Annotated in this window: 12 protein-coding genes and 2 pseudogenes; 6 read left to right on the top strand and 8 right to left on the bottom strand. The window is 54.3% G+C overall.

From position 1 onward, the window contains the following. Window positions 1-101: 101 nt before the first annotated feature. A complete protein-coding gene (guaA, locus tag ACSAMW_RS09845; RefSeq protein WP_168084434.1) occupies window positions 102-1679 on the top strand; it encodes a glutamine-hydrolyzing GMP synthase in 1578 nt (525 codons plus the stop codon). A 323-nt stretch (window positions 1680-2002) separates the two neighbouring features. Here guaA and ACSAMW_RS09840 read toward each other — a convergent pair whose 3' ends face one another. Both ACSAMW_RS09840 and ACSAMW_RS09835 read right to left on the bottom strand, forming a co-directional pair. Further along, the gene (locus ACSAMW_RS09840; RefSeq protein ID WP_500593766.1) at window positions 2003-2761 is read right to left on the bottom strand and encodes a HEPN domain-containing protein; all 759 of its coding nucleotides are present in this window, start codon (window positions 2759-2761) and stop codon (window positions 2003-2005) included. Beyond that, entirely contained in the window at window positions 2761-3960 is a 1200-nt protein-coding gene (locus ACSAMW_RS09835) for a GmrSD restriction endonuclease domain-containing protein (RefSeq protein WP_500593765.1), read from the bottom strand. Before ACSAMW_RS09835 ends, ACSAMW_RS09840 begins: the two co-directional genes overlap by 1 nt. A gap of 313 nt (window positions 3961-4273) precedes the next feature. On the opposite strand from ACSAMW_RS09835, the gene ACSAMW_RS09830 reads away from it, so the two are divergent. The 4 genes from ACSAMW_RS09830 (at window position 4274) to ACSAMW_RS09815 (ending at window position 11215) form a co-directional block, all read left to right on the top strand. Further along, a complete protein-coding gene (locus ACSAMW_RS09830; RefSeq protein WP_500593764.1) occupies window positions 4274-5431 on the top strand; it encodes a DUF6361 family protein in 1158 nt (385 codons plus the stop codon). Further along, window positions 5431-7233 carry a phospholipase D family protein gene (locus tag ACSAMW_RS09825; RefSeq protein WP_500593763.1) on the top strand — a complete coding sequence of 601 codons (1803 nt, stop codon included), beginning with the start codon at window positions 5431-5433 and terminating at the stop codon, window positions 7231-7233. Before ACSAMW_RS09830 ends, ACSAMW_RS09825 begins: the two co-directional genes overlap by 1 nt. Beyond that, a complete protein-coding gene (locus ACSAMW_RS09820; protein ID WP_500593762.1) occupies window positions 7230-10238 on the top strand; it encodes a helicase in 3009 nt (1002 codons plus the stop codon). The genes ACSAMW_RS09825 and ACSAMW_RS09820 overlap by 4 nt, the downstream gene beginning before the upstream one ends. Window positions 10239-10939: 701 nt before the next feature. Then, window positions 10940-11215, top strand: a complete 276-nt coding sequence (locus ACSAMW_RS09815; protein WP_500593761.1) for a type II toxin-antitoxin system death-on-curing family toxin — start codon at window positions 10940-10942, stop codon at window positions 11213-11215. Between the two features lie 603 nt (window positions 11216-11818). On the opposite strand, the gene ACSAMW_RS09810 is transcribed toward ACSAMW_RS09815, so the two are convergent. The 6 genes and pseudogenes from ACSAMW_RS09810 to ACSAMW_RS09785 form a co-directional block, all read right to left on the bottom strand. Beyond that, window positions 11819-12001: a DUF4225 domain-containing protein gene (locus ACSAMW_RS09810; protein ID WP_500593760.1), complete on the bottom strand. Its 183-nt coding sequence runs from the start codon at window positions 11999-12001 to the stop codon at window positions 11819-11821. A 59-nt stretch (window positions 12002-12060) separates the two neighbouring features. Beyond that, on the bottom strand, window positions 12061-12402 hold the full coding sequence (locus ACSAMW_RS09805; RefSeq protein ID WP_500593759.1) for a hypothetical protein: 342 nt from the start codon (window positions 12400-12402) through the stop codon (window positions 12061-12063). A 126-nt stretch (window positions 12403-12528) separates the two neighbouring features. Next, window positions 12529-12921: a hypothetical protein gene (locus ACSAMW_RS09800; protein ID WP_500593758.1), complete on the bottom strand. Its 393-nt coding sequence runs from the start codon at window positions 12919-12921 to the stop codon at window positions 12529-12531. A 10-nt stretch (window positions 12922-12931) separates the two neighbouring features. Further along, window positions 12932-13774, bottom strand: coding sequence for an RNase A-like domain-containing protein (locus ACSAMW_RS09795; protein WP_500593757.1), 843 nt, complete (start codon window positions 13772-13774; stop codon window positions 12932-12934). A gap of 11 nt (window positions 13775-13785) precedes the next feature. After that, complete coding sequence (locus tag ACSAMW_RS09790) at window positions 13786-14280, bottom strand: Hcp family type VI secretion system effector (RefSeq protein WP_500593756.1); 495 nt, start codon at window positions 14278-14280, stop codon at window positions 13786-13788. Window positions 14281-14596: 316 nt separating this feature from the next. Beyond that, a pseudogene (locus tag ACSAMW_RS09785) lies at window positions 14597-14698 on the bottom strand (PH domain-containing protein); the annotation flags it as partial. Between the two features lie 42 nt (window positions 14699-14740). On the opposite strand from ACSAMW_RS09785, the pseudogene ACSAMW_RS09780 reads away from it, so the two are divergent. After that, window positions 14741-15775: pseudogene (locus ACSAMW_RS09780) on the top strand (IS30 family transposase). The last annotated feature ends 351 nt before the right edge of the window (window positions 15776-16126 follow it).

Below are 16126 nucleotides of genomic sequence, written 5' to 3'. Positions count from 1 at the left end.
CAAAACGCAGCCGCCGCGTTTTATACCGCAGCGGCTGTGTTGCTCCTAACAACTTGCGGCTTGCAGCTTATGGCTTGCAGCTGCCCTCCAAGGTTCTCCCCATGGCCCTCGATATTCACGCCCACCGTATCCTGATCCTCGACTTCGGTTCGCAGTACACCCAACTGATCGCTCGCCGCGTGCGGGAAATCGGTGTGTATTGCGAACTGCATCCGTTCGACATGAGCGATGAAGCGATTCGCGAATTTGCCCCGCGCGGGATCATCCTGGCCGGCGGCCCGGAATCCGTGCACATGGCCGATAGCCCGCGTGCGCCGAAGGCAGTGTTCGACCTGGGTGTGCCACTGTTCGGGATCTGCTATGGAATGCAAACCATGGCCGAGCAACTGGGCGGGCGGGTAGAGGGCTCCAACCTGCGTGAGTTCGGTTACGCCCGTGTGGATGTGGTCGGCAAGAGCCGCCTGCTGGACGGTATCGAAGACCATATCGACGCAGACGGCGTGCTGGGCCTGGACGTGTGGATGAGCCACGGCGACAAGGTCACCGAAATCCCGTCCAGCTTCCACGTGCTGGCCAGCACCCCTAGCTGCCCCATCGCCGGTATGGCCGACGATACCCGTGGCTACTACGGCGTACAGTTCCACCCGGAAGTGACCCACACCAAGCAGGGTGGTCGCATCCTGTCCCGCTTCATCCTGGACATTTGCGGCTGTGAAGCCCTGTGGACGCCGTCGCGCATTGCCGACGACGCCATCGAGCAGGTACGCGCCCAGGTGGGCGACGCCAACGTATTGCTGGGCTTGTCTGGTGGCGTGGATTCGTCCGTGGTAGCTGCGTTGCTGCACAAGGCCATCGGTGACCAGCTCACTTGTGTATTCGTGGACAACGGCCTGCTGCGCCTGCATGAAGGCGAGCAGGTAATGGCCATGTTCGCCGAGAACATGGGCGTGAAAGTAATCCGTGCCAACGCCGAGGCCCAGTTCCTGGACAACCTGGCGGGCGAAGCGGACCCGGAGAAAAAGCGCAAGATCATTGGCCGCACCTTTATCGACGTGTTCGATGCCCAGGCCAGCCAGTTGCACAACATCCAGTTCCTGGCCCAAGGCACTATCTACCCGGACGTGATTGAGTCCGCTGGCGCCAAAAGTGGCAAGGCCCACGTGATCAAGTCCCACCACAACGTGGGCGGCCTGCCGGAGGAGATGAACCTCAAGCTGGTCGAGCCGCTGCGTGAGCTGTTCAAGGACGAAGTACGCCGCTTGGGCCTGGAGCTGGGCCTGCCCTACGACATGGTCTACCGCCACCCCTTCCCAGGCCCAGGCCTGGGCGTGCGCATCCTCGGCGAAGTGAAGAAGGAATACGCCGACCTGCTGCGCCAGGCAGACCACATCTTCATCGAAGAACTGCGCAACGCCGACTGGTACCACAAAGTCAGCCAGGCCTTCGTCGTGTTCCAGCCGGTCAAGTCCGTGGGCGTGGTCGGCGATGGCCGCCGCTATGCCTGGGTAGTGGCACTGCGCGCCGTCGAAACCATCGACTTCATGACCGCCCGCTGGGCCCACCTGCCGTATGAACTGCTGGAAAAGGTAAGCGGCCGTATCATCAACGAGATCGAAGGTATTTCGCGGGTGACCTACGACGTGTCGAGCAAGCCGCCGGCGACTATTGAGTGGGAATGATTGGGTTGCCGGGATTTGCCGGTACCTGCTAGCGAAAATTCCCTGAAGCCCGCGTGATTGCGGGCTTTTGGCTTTTTGGGTCTGGCAAATAAAGGCAGCTTCGGGCATCGCCAAGCAGCGTGCTTATGTGGCATGGTACGGGGCATTGACTGAGCCAAATGCCATGTTCGGTGCTCGATACCATGTCGCCCTGGTAGGGAAGAGCATGGTATCAAATCTCATCAGCAGCCCGTCTATCAGGTAGCGGTGGAGTGGTTTAAAGCCTCTGACCCATTGGTGAGAATAGGTCAGGGATAGTTTTTTTGTGTCATGCTAGGTGGTATTTAAGTTCTTTCAATTATTCTAATTACTTGCCAAAGCATACGCTTAAAAAAACTGTTATACCGTCGTTGGCCGCTTAAAAATCTGTTGGAGGGGGCGCCGATGTTCCTCATTGCCCACTCGTCAAAGCTTTGGATGGACGAAATTAATCCGGCAACTTTTATTTTTGGATCGTCGAATAATATTCGGCGAACCTCCTCCGCCTCATCTTTAGGGTTGATATTCTTTGATTGCGCCTCAATGTGAAACATGGATTTGTGCGCTATAGCCCCTCTCTTTCCAGCGAACGAGTCTATTAGCAAAACCCAGTTTGGGTCTACGTCTTCCTGAGTTAACCCCAATGGGACGAGCAGTGGTGCGAGGTATTTTTGTCTAATTCCATGGTTATCGCTTAAATCTTTTTTGTAAAATTTGATGGCTGTATAAAAGCGCTCGGCTATTTTCCGAGGCGAGCTTTTTTGGTCCGGTATTATCTTGTCACCGGGTGTCAATTGTTGCTGGCCTGAGAATGTTATCAGTCCGAGAGCAGCCGATGTGACCCGACCGGCTTTGAATTCAGCCTCCGTTGTGAGAACGATTTCCTCGCAAATCGACTCAAAGTAAAATTCTATCTCCGAATGCATTAGTGCTATAAAGGCACGTACCATTTCCTGCTCTTTCGGTGTTGGGATGCCGACGTCGTTTATGTGTGGTAAATAGGTTGATGATAGTGTCTGGTGTGCAGTGACTAGATCGGTGAAATGTTTGGAGTCGGCAGGCATCAAGGCAGCTCCGGCATATCGATTTTTCCGACGCGTGACTCAATCGCGGAGCGCCAAATCGAATATCTAGCACGGACGGCTGTTAGGGATTTCGTTGTCCCCGAGATTGCGTCAACAAACTCAGCGTTGTTCATACATACTTCGTGAGTCACGTCAGCTAAGCGCAGTCCTTTTTCCTCATACAGAAGTCTGTTGTGTGAAGACATAACTGAAGCTAACTGAACATCTAGAAGCGCGCGATTGATATTGGATTCATACTCGTCATTTTTCACTCTGCGTCCGACGAGATGGGGTGAGCCAAAGTTGTTACACAAATAGGTCAAACCGGCTTCAATGTTTTCGGTCAGTCGAGCGATAGGAGGTAGGTGTAGTTCCCATTTTTCGTTAAGCTCATCATGTGTTTTGTCGAGGAAGTCTTTCAGGTTGCCTCTGTAACTTGCAAGGCGGTAGGAGTATGCTATCATTCGCAATAATAGATCGACGTCGCGCATACGGAAATCTGGACCTTCCAGTTTCAATATGTTTTGAAGAATACTAATTTGTGTTGACTTTAGGCTCAGATATTCAGTAAATGCTCCAGGCTTCATTGCCTGGCGCAGCTCTTGTGGAGATAGCTTTGCGCTGCCAGTATTAAGTCGGATAAAAACCTCATAGAGATAATCTTCGTCTGGCCAGTTTCGAATTAAAGCGCTTCGGATTGTATGATTGTCAAACTGTGTTTTGAATACCGAGAGCTTATGATCCTCACAAATGTCTGAATAAGACTTTTTGTTAAGCTGACTCAATATTTTTAGGCCGTTCAAGCGCAGCGGCGGACTTTCTTTCGACATGGCAATGACAGGGTGTGAATCTTCTAGCCTTGCTGCAAACTGTGCTAGCGTGATTAGTCGCTGCTTTCCGTCTAGTACTATGTAGGTTCCTCGCTGCTCTTTTCTTTCTGCTAGTACAATCTGTGGTATTGGGATTTGAAGTGCTACAGACTCAATGAATCTGCTTTTATTCTTAGACGACCATGCATCGCGACGCTGAAAATCGGGTGACAGATCGATATTTCCGTCTTCAATTTGTTGAAGTATCGTTTTGACGGTCCAATCCGTACCGTAGAGGACGGCTTGTGCGAAAAACTCAGGCTTCTCCTGCTTTTCTAGCTCGTCATCAGCGTCGTCAGCAAAGTTTAATAGGTCGTCATGCTGTTCCATCAAATTTATTCCCTGCGAATGGTAATTGTATTGTAACCACGTTTGGGGGGGAGGACCACGCAGCTTCATCGATGCAGATGCGGCAAGGGCTGCCCGAATGTCCCCAGCAAGCGAAATACAGCTAGATCAAAGCAAACGCGTGGATGAAAGAGTTGATCGCACCGCCGCGCGAGGGCAATACTGCGAACCGGAGGACCGGTGTCCTACCTGGGATCGAACAGCAATCCGATTCTCAGAGTTCATAGGGAGCAGTCTCTTGTCATCTTTTGGCTTTACGTTCCTTTCGCGGAAGGCACTTGGGCAGGCAGAGCAGATGATGTTCGGTGCTAGCTCCGGGGTCCGCGATGAGGTCGGCTTTCTAATTGTCCACCAGCGTTACGCGGACCATTTCTTTCCGGGCACCTCGGTCCTGCACACCCGACTCCGATACGCGCTCCTCATTCCGTGGCTATATCAGAGCTTGCGGGCGAAGCGGCCGTCCCCCAAAGATTTCGCACATGCATTCATTGATCTCGAGCATAGGCTGACCGGCCGCCTTCAGTTCAAAGGCAGTGAAGGGGAACGCGACGGCGTGATCGGTGGTGAGGTCTATCCTCGCACCATCAGCCAGCCGCCTGCCTATGTCTACTGGACGGCGCTCACGAAATGGGGACTGATCGGCGCCCGCCCCGACGGACGTCCCTGGAGCCGCCCCGACATGGCGCGGCTGCTCGCGGGCGGAAGCAAGCGGTCGATGCACGATGACGACGGCAAGCCCTTCGATGCGGTCGCATGGCCGATCACGGGCTTGATCGACGCACCGGCGGGATGGGACGGCGACGGCAAGCTGACGCTTGAGCTCTCGGCACGAGAACAGGAATTCTTGGCTCGCAAGCTTCGCGCTGTCCGTTCGCCGAGCGACCCGAGCGAGCCCTCCCTTTTTGCCAAGCTCGTGGGGCGTCCGCTGGACGATGCTGTGCATTGCTGGGGCGACGAGATCCTTAGCCTTGCTGGTAAGGACGCCGCTCTTCTGAACCGCGCCGGACAGGCAGCCGCGCTCTCGGCGATTGGCCGGGCTGTCTATGCCGCACTTGTTGAGTCCTTAAAGGAGACCCGAGACAAGCGCCCCCAGGAGAAGCTGCACCGTGCGAGACTCGGGGGCGTCGTTGATGAATGGGGGGCGCAGGCGGGGCGCCTCGATTTCGCTCAGTTCCTCGACGATGTCGGCCACCTCCCCGCGCCCGTCGAAGCCGTGCTTCGCGAGACGCTTGCCTGGATCCGCTCGAGGACAAAGAAGCCAGCCTCCCTGCTCGATGTCTATAGCAGGGCCGAGTACAGCCGAAAAGGTGATCGGTCGCGCCTCGCTAACAACCAGTTCGGTGTCGATCGGCGCATGGAGTGGCAGGCAGAGAATCATGGCTTTGCGCATCCGCTTCACTACCGCTGGGGCAATGTGAAACGCCTTCTCCGGGACTTGGAGGGCGTCGCATAATGGAGCGCCTGCCAGCATGGGACGGACAGCCCTATCTTGACGAGCTTCGTCCAGAGCGCGGCGAGACCGTCCGTCTCGCGCTGTTCGCGACCTATTCGGTGGACCTTTCGGCCATCGCAGCGATGCTGCTAGCGCTGATCGGTCGTAATAACGAGAAGGGCTCGGGCGCGGCGATCGATTTCGCAGAAGCGGTTGATCAGTTGCGGAACCGTGTGCGGATCATAGTTCAGCGCGGGAGAATCGTGCGGCCGGTCGCGCTACCGAGGGTCGCGGGTATTCTCGACCAATTCGTGATTGAGCAGACGCATGACGAGCGTTTCCGCAGTTGGCATCCAAAGATCGCGCTCGTGGCATACGAAGGCCAGAAGGGGCCGACCCGCTGGAAGCTATGGGTTGGGAGCCGGAACCTCACCCGGTCACAGGACCTTGAGGTGGGCGTGCTTCTCGACGGATATGGAAAGCGTGGAAAAGGTCGGATGCGCCTCGACGGTATTGGTGATCTTGGCGCTAGCCTTGCCAGAGCAGCGGGTCGGGCGGACGCCTCGGCCATAAGTGAGGAACTTGACTCTGTCTGGTGGGAGGCACCGGAGGGCTTTCGACTGCGGGCTCTTCTTAACGGTCTCGAAGACGGTGTCGCTCTGGCCGTCGAGCCTCCTGCGGGCACTATAGATGGCATCACGATCGTTAGCCCGTTTCTCTCGCCAAAGTTTCTGAAAGTAGCGGGGCGCTGGGGGCCGACCGGCGCGCGAACCTTGGTCTCCTCAATGCCTGCGTTGGTCGACGTTGCGAACCGTTCGGGATCGCCGCTCGCGGCCTTTTCACGTATCCTCGCCTACGCAGCACCAGATGAGACCATTGAGGAGAAGGCTCCGGAGGTACCCAAGACTTCGACGTCGGACGACGAAGCCGAGCCGCAGCCTCTTGCGCTTCATGCCAAACTCGTCGCTTTTCATCAGCGTAACACCACAATCGTCCGCGTTGGCAGCGCCAACGCCACTGACCGCGCTTGGGCTGGCAGGAATTCCGAAGTAATGGTCGAGCTCGAAGCGGGCGACGCGTTCAATGCCGGCCTCGATTTCCTGATTGGCAAGGCCACCCCGGTCACGATCGAGGAACTTGCGCAGACCAATCCCGCCGACACCAGCAAGGGGGATGCGCTAGAAGAATCACGCAAGGCGCTCATGGCATCGTGGGATCCGATCCTCCGCCGTGATGACGATCGCTTCGTCCTCGATGCGAGAGCAGAGCCGCAACTCACGGATGCGAGCCACCGCCTGTCCGCCGGGCATGCCAATGGCGATCTTCTCGAGTGGCCCCAGGACGGTGTCCGGCTCGATCTCGGGGCTATTCCGCTGTCGATCCAATCAGCGTTCATCCAGGTCCGCATAACCTCAGCCGGGGGATCAGCGCGGTGGATGCAGCGCGTGACGGTCGATCCCCCGCTCGACGAAAAGCGCGACCTCGCCGCTCTCGCCAGTCACATGGGGCTGCGCGCCTTCCACGATTGGATGCGGGCGATGCTAGGCGGAGAAACCATTCCGATCGGTGACGTTGCCTGGGACGAAGAAATGGAAGGGCCGGCCAATGGGCGCAAGGCGCTGAGCTATAGCCGTTTGACGCTCGAAGACATCCTCACCGCTTGGGCTCGCGATGAGAGGGCGTTCACAAGGGTTGATAAACACTTCGGGCCTTATGTCGAAGCGCTACTTGCCCATGACGAGAACCTCACCACAGCGGAGAAGAAAGATTTGAACGAGCTCGCGCAGATTTGGGCGATCGCACGCATGCAACTCGCCTCATGAGTGCCCGGTCCAAGCCGTTCCAGCAAGCGACGGTCGCAGCTGCTACAAAAGCTCTTTCGGGCGGAAATCAGCTTCGCCGGTTCCTCGTTGCTGACGAGGTTGGCCTCGGCAAGACCGTCGTCGCTCGCGACACGCTCGCGGCGCTCGCCCATAAGGCCCGCAAGTTCACGGTCTATTACATCTCGAGCGGTCACAAGGTCGCTGATCAGAACAAGGTTGAACTGCTGCGCTTCCTGGACGAGGATGCCGCCGACGCGGCGCTCTCGAAGATTGATCGCGTCGGTCTGATCCCTATTGAGGAGAAACGTACCGGCAGCCTGCGGCTCTATGCGTTTACGCCCCACACGTCCTTCTCCAGCAAGAAGCGCCTCTACGGCGGCAAAGCTGTCGAACGTGCCTTTATCAAACTGTTGCTAGATGAGATTTATCCAGGGCTGACAAGCACGTTTCCGGACAAATTCATTGAGCACGGCGCGACGACAGGCTGGGTCTGGGCTCTCGCCGAAGCCGAACGAAAGTTCGAATATGCCTCGGTTGCCTTCAAGATCGCCTATGGCAGGGCGCTCAGAGGAGAGTTTGGCAGGGCTGCGCGCAAGACCATCTCGCAAGCAGCCAATGACGAGATGATCTCAGACGGCCACACGATCGGTCTAATGCGCAAGGCTCTGGCGCAAGCGGCGCTTGACTCCGCGAGGCCGGATCTTGTTATCCTCGACGAGTTCCAGTGCTACCGCGAACTGCTCGATGCGCGCGCGGACAATCCACTCGCGCGCCAGATGCTCGAAGGCAAGAGCGGCTCCTCGCCGCCGCCAATCCTGTTGATCTCGGCCACGCCTTACCGCTTTTATGCGGAGCGTTGGGAGACCGGCGCGGGCGTTGCTCCGCACGTCGAACTGTTTGAACTCATCGCGTTTCTGGGCGGTGCTGATGTTCGTTGCAAGGCTGAGACCCAATTCCGCCGATTCGGCGATCTGCTGCACGCGATCGGCCGCCTGCCGGTCGAGAGCCGTGGGGCGGCGATCGGCGAGGCTGAGGCGATTAAGCATCGGTTAGAGAGACTGCTCACGCCGCTCATGTCTCGGACGGAACGTCCTGCCGCTCGAGAAAATAGCGAATCATCGCCTAAGCCCGTGCGCATAGAGCCGCACGACCTAGACGTCTATCGCCATTTTACCGCTGGGGTGCCCAACAACCTGAAGACCGCCACGATCGCCTATTGGCTGTCGGTCCCTTTGCCTGCACAGGCCCTCGGCGACCGCTATCAAATCACACGTGGTGTGGAGTTCCCGGTGACGCGCAGCGTCCCGCATCTTGGCATCACGACTTGGGCCAAGCCACCGAAAGATGCCTGGGGGAGTGCCAAGCTCCGGGCGCTCGGCGATATCTTGCCAACCGATGCGCTCGCTTTACCCTGGATGCTGCCGTCGTTGAGTTGGTGGGATCCTGCAGGCCCTTGGGCTAAGGTGACGCGACCCCAAAAGATGATGATCTTCAGCCGATTTAGGGCAACGCCGCAAAGCGTCGCGGCGCTGGTAAGCCTGGAGGTCGAGCGCAAGTTCGTAGGGAGAAGCTCCCTGCCCTATACGAACGCTTGGAAAAAGCGCCACCTCAATCCTAAGCCTAATCAGGGGCCAACCTTCGCGCTCTTCCACCCGAGCCCGTTCCTGATCCGCGCCGTCGATCCGCTCGACGTCCGCGACGGCGCCTCGATCAAGCAAGTTCGTGCTCGGGCAAGGCAGCAGATCATTCGGGCGCTGCCGGTATCCATTGCGCCCGAGGCGCCGAACAAGCGTGATGGTCGCCGTCGCAAGCCAGCTTGGGCGGTGCTCGCAACGATCGAAGCTGCACAGCCGCAGCCACACGTTCGCGAGTTTGCCGCGATCCAAAAGGAGTGGGGAGGGGTGGCGCCAAAGGACGCGGCTCTCCAGTCCCTCCTCGAACAGCGTCAGCAGGCGGAGCAGATTAGCTGGATTAGCAAGTGGGAGCTCGACGCGCTGGTCGACATGGCGCTCGGCGCCCCGGGTGTTGTTGCCGGCCGCGCGCTCTATCGCCACCTCCCGGAGCTCTTCGACTATAAAGGTCAGCATTATCGTAAGTTGGCGCGGTTCTGCTGGAGCAAGCTACGCACCTATCTTGATCGTCCGGTGTTTTGGTCGGTACTGCCGGGAGACGACGCGACGGCCAAATATCAGCGTGCCTGCGTCGAGGGTTGTCTCGAGGCGGTGCTCGACGAGCATTTCTGGCTGCGCAAATCCAAGGTGGGAGGCATCGGCCTCATCGACGACCTGTCTGAAGCGCTTTCTGCAAATGTCGGGACGTTCGGCTTCAAAGGGCTGGCCAAGAAAGAGAAGATCCGCATCCGCTGCCATGCCGCCGTGCCGTTCGGCGGCACTGAGAGCGAGACGCAGAGTCAGGATCAGGGCGACGACAACCAGACGCCCGCGCGCTCGGAGGAAATTCGCAGCGCGTTCAATACGCCATTCTGGCCCTATGTCCTCGCGACCACCTCAGTTGGTCAGGAAGGTCTCGATTTCCATAGCTGGTGTGACCGTCTCGGGCATTGGGACCTGTGCTCGAGCCCGGTCGATCTCGAGCAGCGCGAGGGCCGCGTTCAGCGTTTTGGCGGCCTCACCGTCCGCCGTCCGCTCGCCGACAAGCTCGGAAAGGACGCCTTGGCCAAGGCCCGGCGCGACCTGACCTCTCCCTGGGACGCGATAGCAAAAGGTGCCGACGAGGCTTTCAAAGATGACGAAACCGGCCTTACGCCTTGGTGGACGCTGCCCGGTGCTGACCTCAAACGCCACCTGTTCGCCCTGCCGCAGAGCCGCGACATCGATCGATTTGCCAAGCTGAAGGCGCAACGCCTCCTATATCGCGTGGCGCTTGGGCAACCTGACCAAGAGGATCTGGTCGAGCTTCTCACGGACGACGATCCAGAGGTCCTGCGGTTGCTGCAGGGCTTGACGTTGAACCTGTCAGCCTTCGCACATCGACGACTTGGCTAGGTCTTGTAGGCGAGTCAGTAGGGGAATTACTCCTGAGTGTTATGGCATAATCTGCGACAGATAACGAATGATGCGCTGAGATGTAAAATGGTATTTTTCATGGTCTTGTGCGCTTCAACTCTCCAGAAGCGCCGGTTTTCCTGAGGTTTACCTGCTTGTTAATAATAGAGTGGGAATGATCCCGCGCCCTCTAAGGGACCTGTCTTGACTAACGAAAATGCCCGCTCAGTTGCGGGCTTTTTGCATTTGTCACCCTTCGAAACTGGCGCATCTGTTTAAAAGCAGCTCAACACGATCACAATCTCAAGGTCGGGATGCGAGACATTTTAGATGCCTACGGTGCGGCCGCCAGAGTCAAGCTGGGCTCGCCAAGGCCAGCCTAAGTAATGACGGATGCTAAACCATGCGCTGGCGTTACACCGATGCTAGCCAGTAAGCGGCGCCCGATGCAGCCAACGGCTCAGTGTATCTTGCCTCTCAGTGTGCTACCGTGTGAGCAGAATTGATTAAACCGTTTGGGGTACTCAAGTCATGAACCACAAGCTGAAAACTTATGGTGTATCCATAGTAGAGCGACCTAAAGTTAAAGCCATCAAGAAGCTGGACTTGGGTGGCGACTCGGGTAAGCAGATCGTTCATTCAGAAACCAAGCTCGTTCTCAGGACGCACAAAAAAACCTTTAAGAAGTTGGCTGACATGTAATGGAATTGATCTTTTTTCCATTTGAACGTGTTATTGAGATAAATGCTCAGATCTTGACTACCGAGCCCGGTATGAAAGGGGTGGTAAATATTCCGCTTTTACAAGGCGCGCTGGCTCGAATTGACAACGCGATTGCCTATAATGGCCTTGACGATGTATTTGAAATTGCCGCTAAGTACACTGCCAGCATCGCGCAAGGCCACGCATTGCCTGATGCGAAAAAGCGTACCTGGCTTGCAGTCGGCTTGGAGTACCTTTCGCTTAATGATTATTAAATTACTCTAGATAACGATTTGATAGCGGATGCCGTTAGGGACTTGGTTGTTGGTGATATCAATGAGCATGATTTCGCTGATATTCTTTACTCCTGCTTTATCGCTTCTCAAAACCAAGTCTAGCACTAGGAAGGCCCATAGCACTGGACGCAGACCCTGCAGCGTCGCGCCTATCGTTGTGGGCTTGGCTGGCCGAGTAGGGCGAGATACTGGCAGCATGACGACGTAGCTTACGGCTGACGATCGGACGGATTCCTATCGAGCACTGTTTCGTTGGCTCAATCTCTGGAGCTGGCTGAGCTGGATCGGGACGCGTTCTTCGACGCTGAGTTCTTGATAAGACATGCGTATACCGTGTTTTAAATTTTGATGTTGCACTCATTTTTAACCGTCAACCTTGTTTGTTTTTCGATGGAATAATTTAATGCAAAATAATGAGATTATGATAAAGGATACTGCCAAAATAAGCCTAGCCACAAAAATGCTAAAATCAAAAAAATAATTAACAATAAGTAATATCCATACTGAATGAAAAGCAGCACATGCAATCGCAAATAAATAAACTCTTGCGTGTGAAAATTTGCCCGATTTTTTGTTTGTTCACTATTTTTGCATTCCTTCTATTGTGAAGGCGTCGGCAGCTCTATCTAGAATTAATGCAGGTACTGACGTATTTCTATATGCGCGTACATAATCAGTTCTGATATACCCGAATAGACGCCAAGAGTCTGGTTTTAAGATAAGTTTATTCAGGCACATCGAGAGATCCGCTGATCCGTAGGCCATATCTCCTTATCCTGCTATTGGAATTCCAAGATCATCAGGCCACTCAAACCAGGCCATTTTTATCGATAGCCTAACCATCCAAAATATTTAGCGAGAAGAGATTTTCTCTTTTTTTCGACATGACAGTCAATCAAGCCAAAGATGGCGGTGAAAAATATATGTTCTTCGACATCGAATCTTTCATGGATAAAGCAAAGGTCGTCCCATGACAGTATCTCATCAACTTTAAAGTCTCCGGACTTCTGTAGGTTTATGTAAGAAGCTACGTCTTTTCTCAATGAAAGGGCAGAAAAATAAGATTTCTCTGCCATCCATTTTTCGATTATGGTTGCGATCGAGAGTTGTCCAACTCTCTGGTCATCTGGAAGGTAGTCAAGTATGCCATCAGCTAAATGTTTCATGAAGTCTGTTAGCTCCATATATCCACGCATCATTAGAGTCCGAGGTTTGGAGAGTTAGGATAGTACGCGCGATGTACGGTTTAAAAATATCACATTGAGTTCTTGGTTGAATAATTTTGCAAAATTTTACTTTTTCCCAGTTTCTGAGTTATTAACTTTTTTTACTGCATTTGATAGAAAGCTACGTAAGCGATTCTTGGATTCTAGATCAAGCAGACTTATGACACGGATAAAAAAGGTATGAAGGTCTCCCTCAAAATAGTCTTCAACAAAAGATGTGTCCTGCCCGAAAGGGGGGTAGGCATATTCCAAGCCGTCGGGTGTCATATGGCTTTTTATATAGATTTTTATCTGTCGTTTTAAGAAAAAAACATTTAGCAAGTTACGCTCGTCTATATATTTTTTGACTATGTCTTCCAAGTTGATAGGTGTGAGATCTATCTTTTCCTCTTCAGGTAGGAACTCCCCTACGGCATCGCCGACATCGTAAATGAAGTCATTTATAAGTCCGTATTTCATAATTATTGCTCTACGCTGAAGGGAAAGCTGTTACTAAATAATAAGGCATGTGGTTGTACTCTACAAATTTAATTGTAACTGTGACTTTGGACATCTCTATGATCTTGTCAGGAGCTTCTCTTTTTACGCCCCAACCTACTGGCTTTTCCAATGATGTAGAAAAATCATATCGTTTTTCCTTTAGCACTAGCTTTGCTTTGGATTGCATTAATATTTTCAGCCTGTTTTTCTTAAGGGCTTGGCTAACCGCCCATTCCGCTATTTCCAAATTGTAGAACGTGGAGGAAGTGTGAACTCGCTTCGATGCAAATCTCTTTTTCAAATAATCTAAATCTTTGGCGACGTGTTTGAGCATAGTGTGCCCCCCGCCGAGATTTTTAGGGGCATGAAGCGGCTTTTCGCTCGTAGCTATGCTCATCCTACCCGCCCGCACCGAAGACACCCGAAACGCGTTGTAAAGCGAGGCTGTAGTCAGCGGCACAGCGAACTCCGTAGCCAAACCGATTACCTGACCTGTTATCCGAGACGCCCCTAAAGCCTCGGCCGCTGTTGCCCCCGCTTTGAATGCGTAGGAGTCCGTTTGCTGGCCTGTGAAAAGCTGTGTAGAGGCCGCCGAAAGCTGGTCGGAGGCATGAACCCCCATTGCTACGCAGCCAAGTTTTGAAATCATCGTTGGTTCAGGTACCGCGCACAATACGCCCGAACCTGCCAGCTCGATAATTCCGCCTACCAACCGAAGGCTACCGAATATACGGTTGGACATGATTTCGGCAGGTGTAAGGGATTCGTGAGTAAGTATCGCGGCCATCTGGGCGAAATTGAGGATGACGCGAAAGCTTCCATCGTCAGACATGGTGTGTTCCCTTACGCAAACGGCCTTTTCGCCTTTCTGTCCCAGCCGCCTGTAACAATGCCGGCACTGGCTCCATCGGTACGCCGCTGCTTTGAATATTCGAATCTGATGCGACCGTAGTTCAGGGTCACAACCTCTACAGGAAAGCCGGAGTGTTCCGCACCTTGGCCGCTTACCAAGGCGATCAGTGCCTCTTCCATTACGATGTCGAGGTACTTGAGTTTCTCAGAGCCTGCACGGTGGATACGAATGGTGACGGTAGGGATATGTGTACCGCGGCAGCAAAGTTCGAACAGCTTTGGGGTAGCGCAGTCCACGTATTTGCTTATCTGGAAATCCCCTAACGACACACCGCCAGCGGTAGCACCTCCGCTTGAGCTGGCTGTTTGACTAATGGATTGAGCGGCATCGTAGTGGTACGAAAGTAGCTCTATCCAACCTTCGTGCCCTGCATCCAACGATTCACCCTGAACCCCTTCAATCTTCATGAAAGCATCAAATGCCATAACCCTGCTCCTTGCTTGAAAAATAGCGAGGCGTGGACGTTAAACCAAAATTGGATCGTATTGCAACCTTAGTGCAATACGATGTAACTTCATGTTACAGTCTGGCTATAAATTGACTCTTATAGATCACGCGTAACGAATTGCAAATAGAAAAAATGGAAATCCTGTTTTTAATTGTCAGAAAATATACCAGACAATAGAGGTTCGCCTAACTTAGTAAGCGCGTCTATTCACCAAGCTCTCGAACAAGGCGGCTAGTTTTTTATACGATTGGCCTATTAGCACCAACAACAGTGGTAAAACTCAACTAATCAACTCATCCCAGCACATGCCCCGAAATCAACCTCGCTATTTCCACAATGGACGTTTTGCCCGTGAACTCGAACCTCACCTTACCCAGCGCTGAGAAATACACCTGGCGGTCTCAGTGACCAAGTGCAACACGCGAGGTAAGGTGCTGCTGACTACTCACTACACCCACTTGACCATAAAAGAGCGCGTAACGCTGATGATCATGCGTATGCAAGGCTCCTCGCTGCGAGCCGTCGCCCAAATTTTTGGGCGTCAGCCCAGCACACTGAGTCGAGAGGTTCGGCGCCAGTTGCAGCCTGAGCGCTATGACGCTAGCGCTGCCGGTGCCCGAGCGCGCGCTCTCAAGCACGTCCCGAGGCGCAACAAGATTCTTGCCCTGGTTCTGAACTGTTCCAGGTCGTACGCAGCATGTTGGCCAAAGGCTGGTCTCCTCAGCAAATTGCCGCCAAACTCAAGAACTACTGGCCTGACAATCCCGAGCGGCATGTGAGTCACGAAACGATCTACCTGACAATCTATGCATACCTCCGCGGCGAGCTTAAGCGTCAATTCATCGGTTACCTGCGCCAGGGCGGCCGCAAGCGGCGTACTCGGAGCACTGCGCCAGCTCGGCGCGAGCGCTATCCAGCTGAACAGAATATTCGCTACCGGCCTGAAGAGGTCGAAGGTCGGCAAGTGCCAGGTCACTGGTATGCCGGCCCAGTGGGAAAGCGACCTGATCATGGGCACGAACAATCGCTCGGCAGTGGCGACGCTGGTCGAGCGCACGAGCCATTTCGTGATTCTGGGCAAGTTGGATGCCCCACCGCAAACGCTGCGCTGGAGGCAATGACGCGAGAACTTTCGCGTATGGCATCGGCGCTGCTGAAAACCATGACCCATGACCAAGGCAGCGAGATGGCCAGGCATGCGGAGCTGACAGCGCGCACGGGAATGAAGATCTACTTCGCTGACCCGCACAGCCCTTGGCAAAAGAGGCAACAACGAGAACACAAACGGCTTGCTGCGGCAGTACTTACCCAAGCGCACCGATTTGTCACTGGTTAGCCAGGAGCGGCTGGACGAGATTGCCGACCTGCTCAATACCCGACCTCGTCAGACATTGGGCTGGAAATTCCCTGTTGAAGTGTTGACGGATCATCTGCAGTTACTGGCGACCAATCGACTCAACATGATCAATTGACTGTTGCACTTTGAACCTGAGGCCGCCCTCTGTTAATAATCCAGTGGGAATCATCCCCGCACCGCTACCCTAATCAAGAAGCCCGCATCATTGCGGGCTTCTTGCATTTTGCGTCTGGCAGTTATGGCAGCACCAAGCAGCTCTTTTACGTGGTGCGGATCGGGTGCTCAATCCCTGGTTCACCGATGACGCAATAGCAATTCACCAGAGCCGTCAGCAATCCGGTCATTACGAGCTTGACTAAGGGCTACTGCAGGGTGTGATGAGTGAGGCCGTCATGCTAAAAACTACACATGGGCCGGGTGTGTACTGATCTTGCCAGAATGACTGCATTATTGTATTTTTGATGTC

Source organism: Pseudomonas sp. AB39(2026), from assembly GCF_059831485.1.
Note: the sequence above shows the minus strand (reverse complement) of the source record. Positions and strands in the feature narration are given on the sequence as shown.

What these genes read in the sequence shown, in the direction of transcription:
- guaA (WP_168084434.1), top strand. Translation starts at nt 102, where the DNA reads ATGGCCCTCGATATTCACGCCCACCGTATCCTGATCCTCGACTTCGGT.
- ACSAMW_RS09840 (WP_500593766.1), bottom strand. Translation starts at nt 2,761, where the DNA reads ATGCCTGCCGACTCCAAACATTTCACCGATCTAGTCACTGCACACCAG.
- ACSAMW_RS09835 (WP_500593765.1), bottom strand. Translation starts at nt 3,960, where the DNA reads ATGGAACAGCATGACGACCTATTAAACTTTGCTGACGACGCTGATGAC.
- ACSAMW_RS09830 (WP_500593764.1), top strand. Translation starts at nt 4,274, where the DNA reads ATGATGTTCGGTGCTAGCTCCGGGGTCCGCGATGAGGTCGGCTTTCTA.
- ACSAMW_RS09825 (WP_500593763.1), top strand. Translation starts at nt 5,431, where the DNA reads ATGGAGCGCCTGCCAGCATGGGACGGACAGCCCTATCTTGACGAGCTT.
- ACSAMW_RS09820 (WP_500593762.1), top strand. Translation starts at nt 7,230, where the DNA reads ATGAGTGCCCGGTCCAAGCCGTTCCAGCAAGCGACGGTCGCAGCTGCT.
- ACSAMW_RS09815 (WP_500593761.1), top strand. Translation starts at nt 10,940, where the DNA reads ATGGAATTGATCTTTTTTCCATTTGAACGTGTTATTGAGATAAATGCT.
- ACSAMW_RS09810 (WP_500593760.1), bottom strand. Translation starts at nt 12,001, where the DNA reads ATGGCCTACGGATCAGCGGATCTCTCGATGTGCCTGAATAAACTTATC.
- ACSAMW_RS09805 (WP_500593759.1), bottom strand. Translation starts at nt 12,402, where the DNA reads ATGAAACATTTAGCTGATGGCATACTTGACTACCTTCCAGATGACCAG.
- ACSAMW_RS09800 (WP_500593758.1), bottom strand. Translation starts at nt 12,921, where the DNA reads ATGAAATACGGACTTATAAATGACTTCATTTACGATGTCGGCGATGCC.
- ACSAMW_RS09795 (WP_500593757.1), bottom strand. Translation starts at nt 13,774, where the DNA reads ATGTCTGACGATGGAAGCTTTCGCGTCATCCTCAATTTCGCCCAGATG.
- ACSAMW_RS09790 (WP_500593756.1), bottom strand. Translation starts at nt 14,280, where the DNA reads ATGGCATTTGATGCTTTCATGAAGATTGAAGGGGTTCAGGGTGAATCG.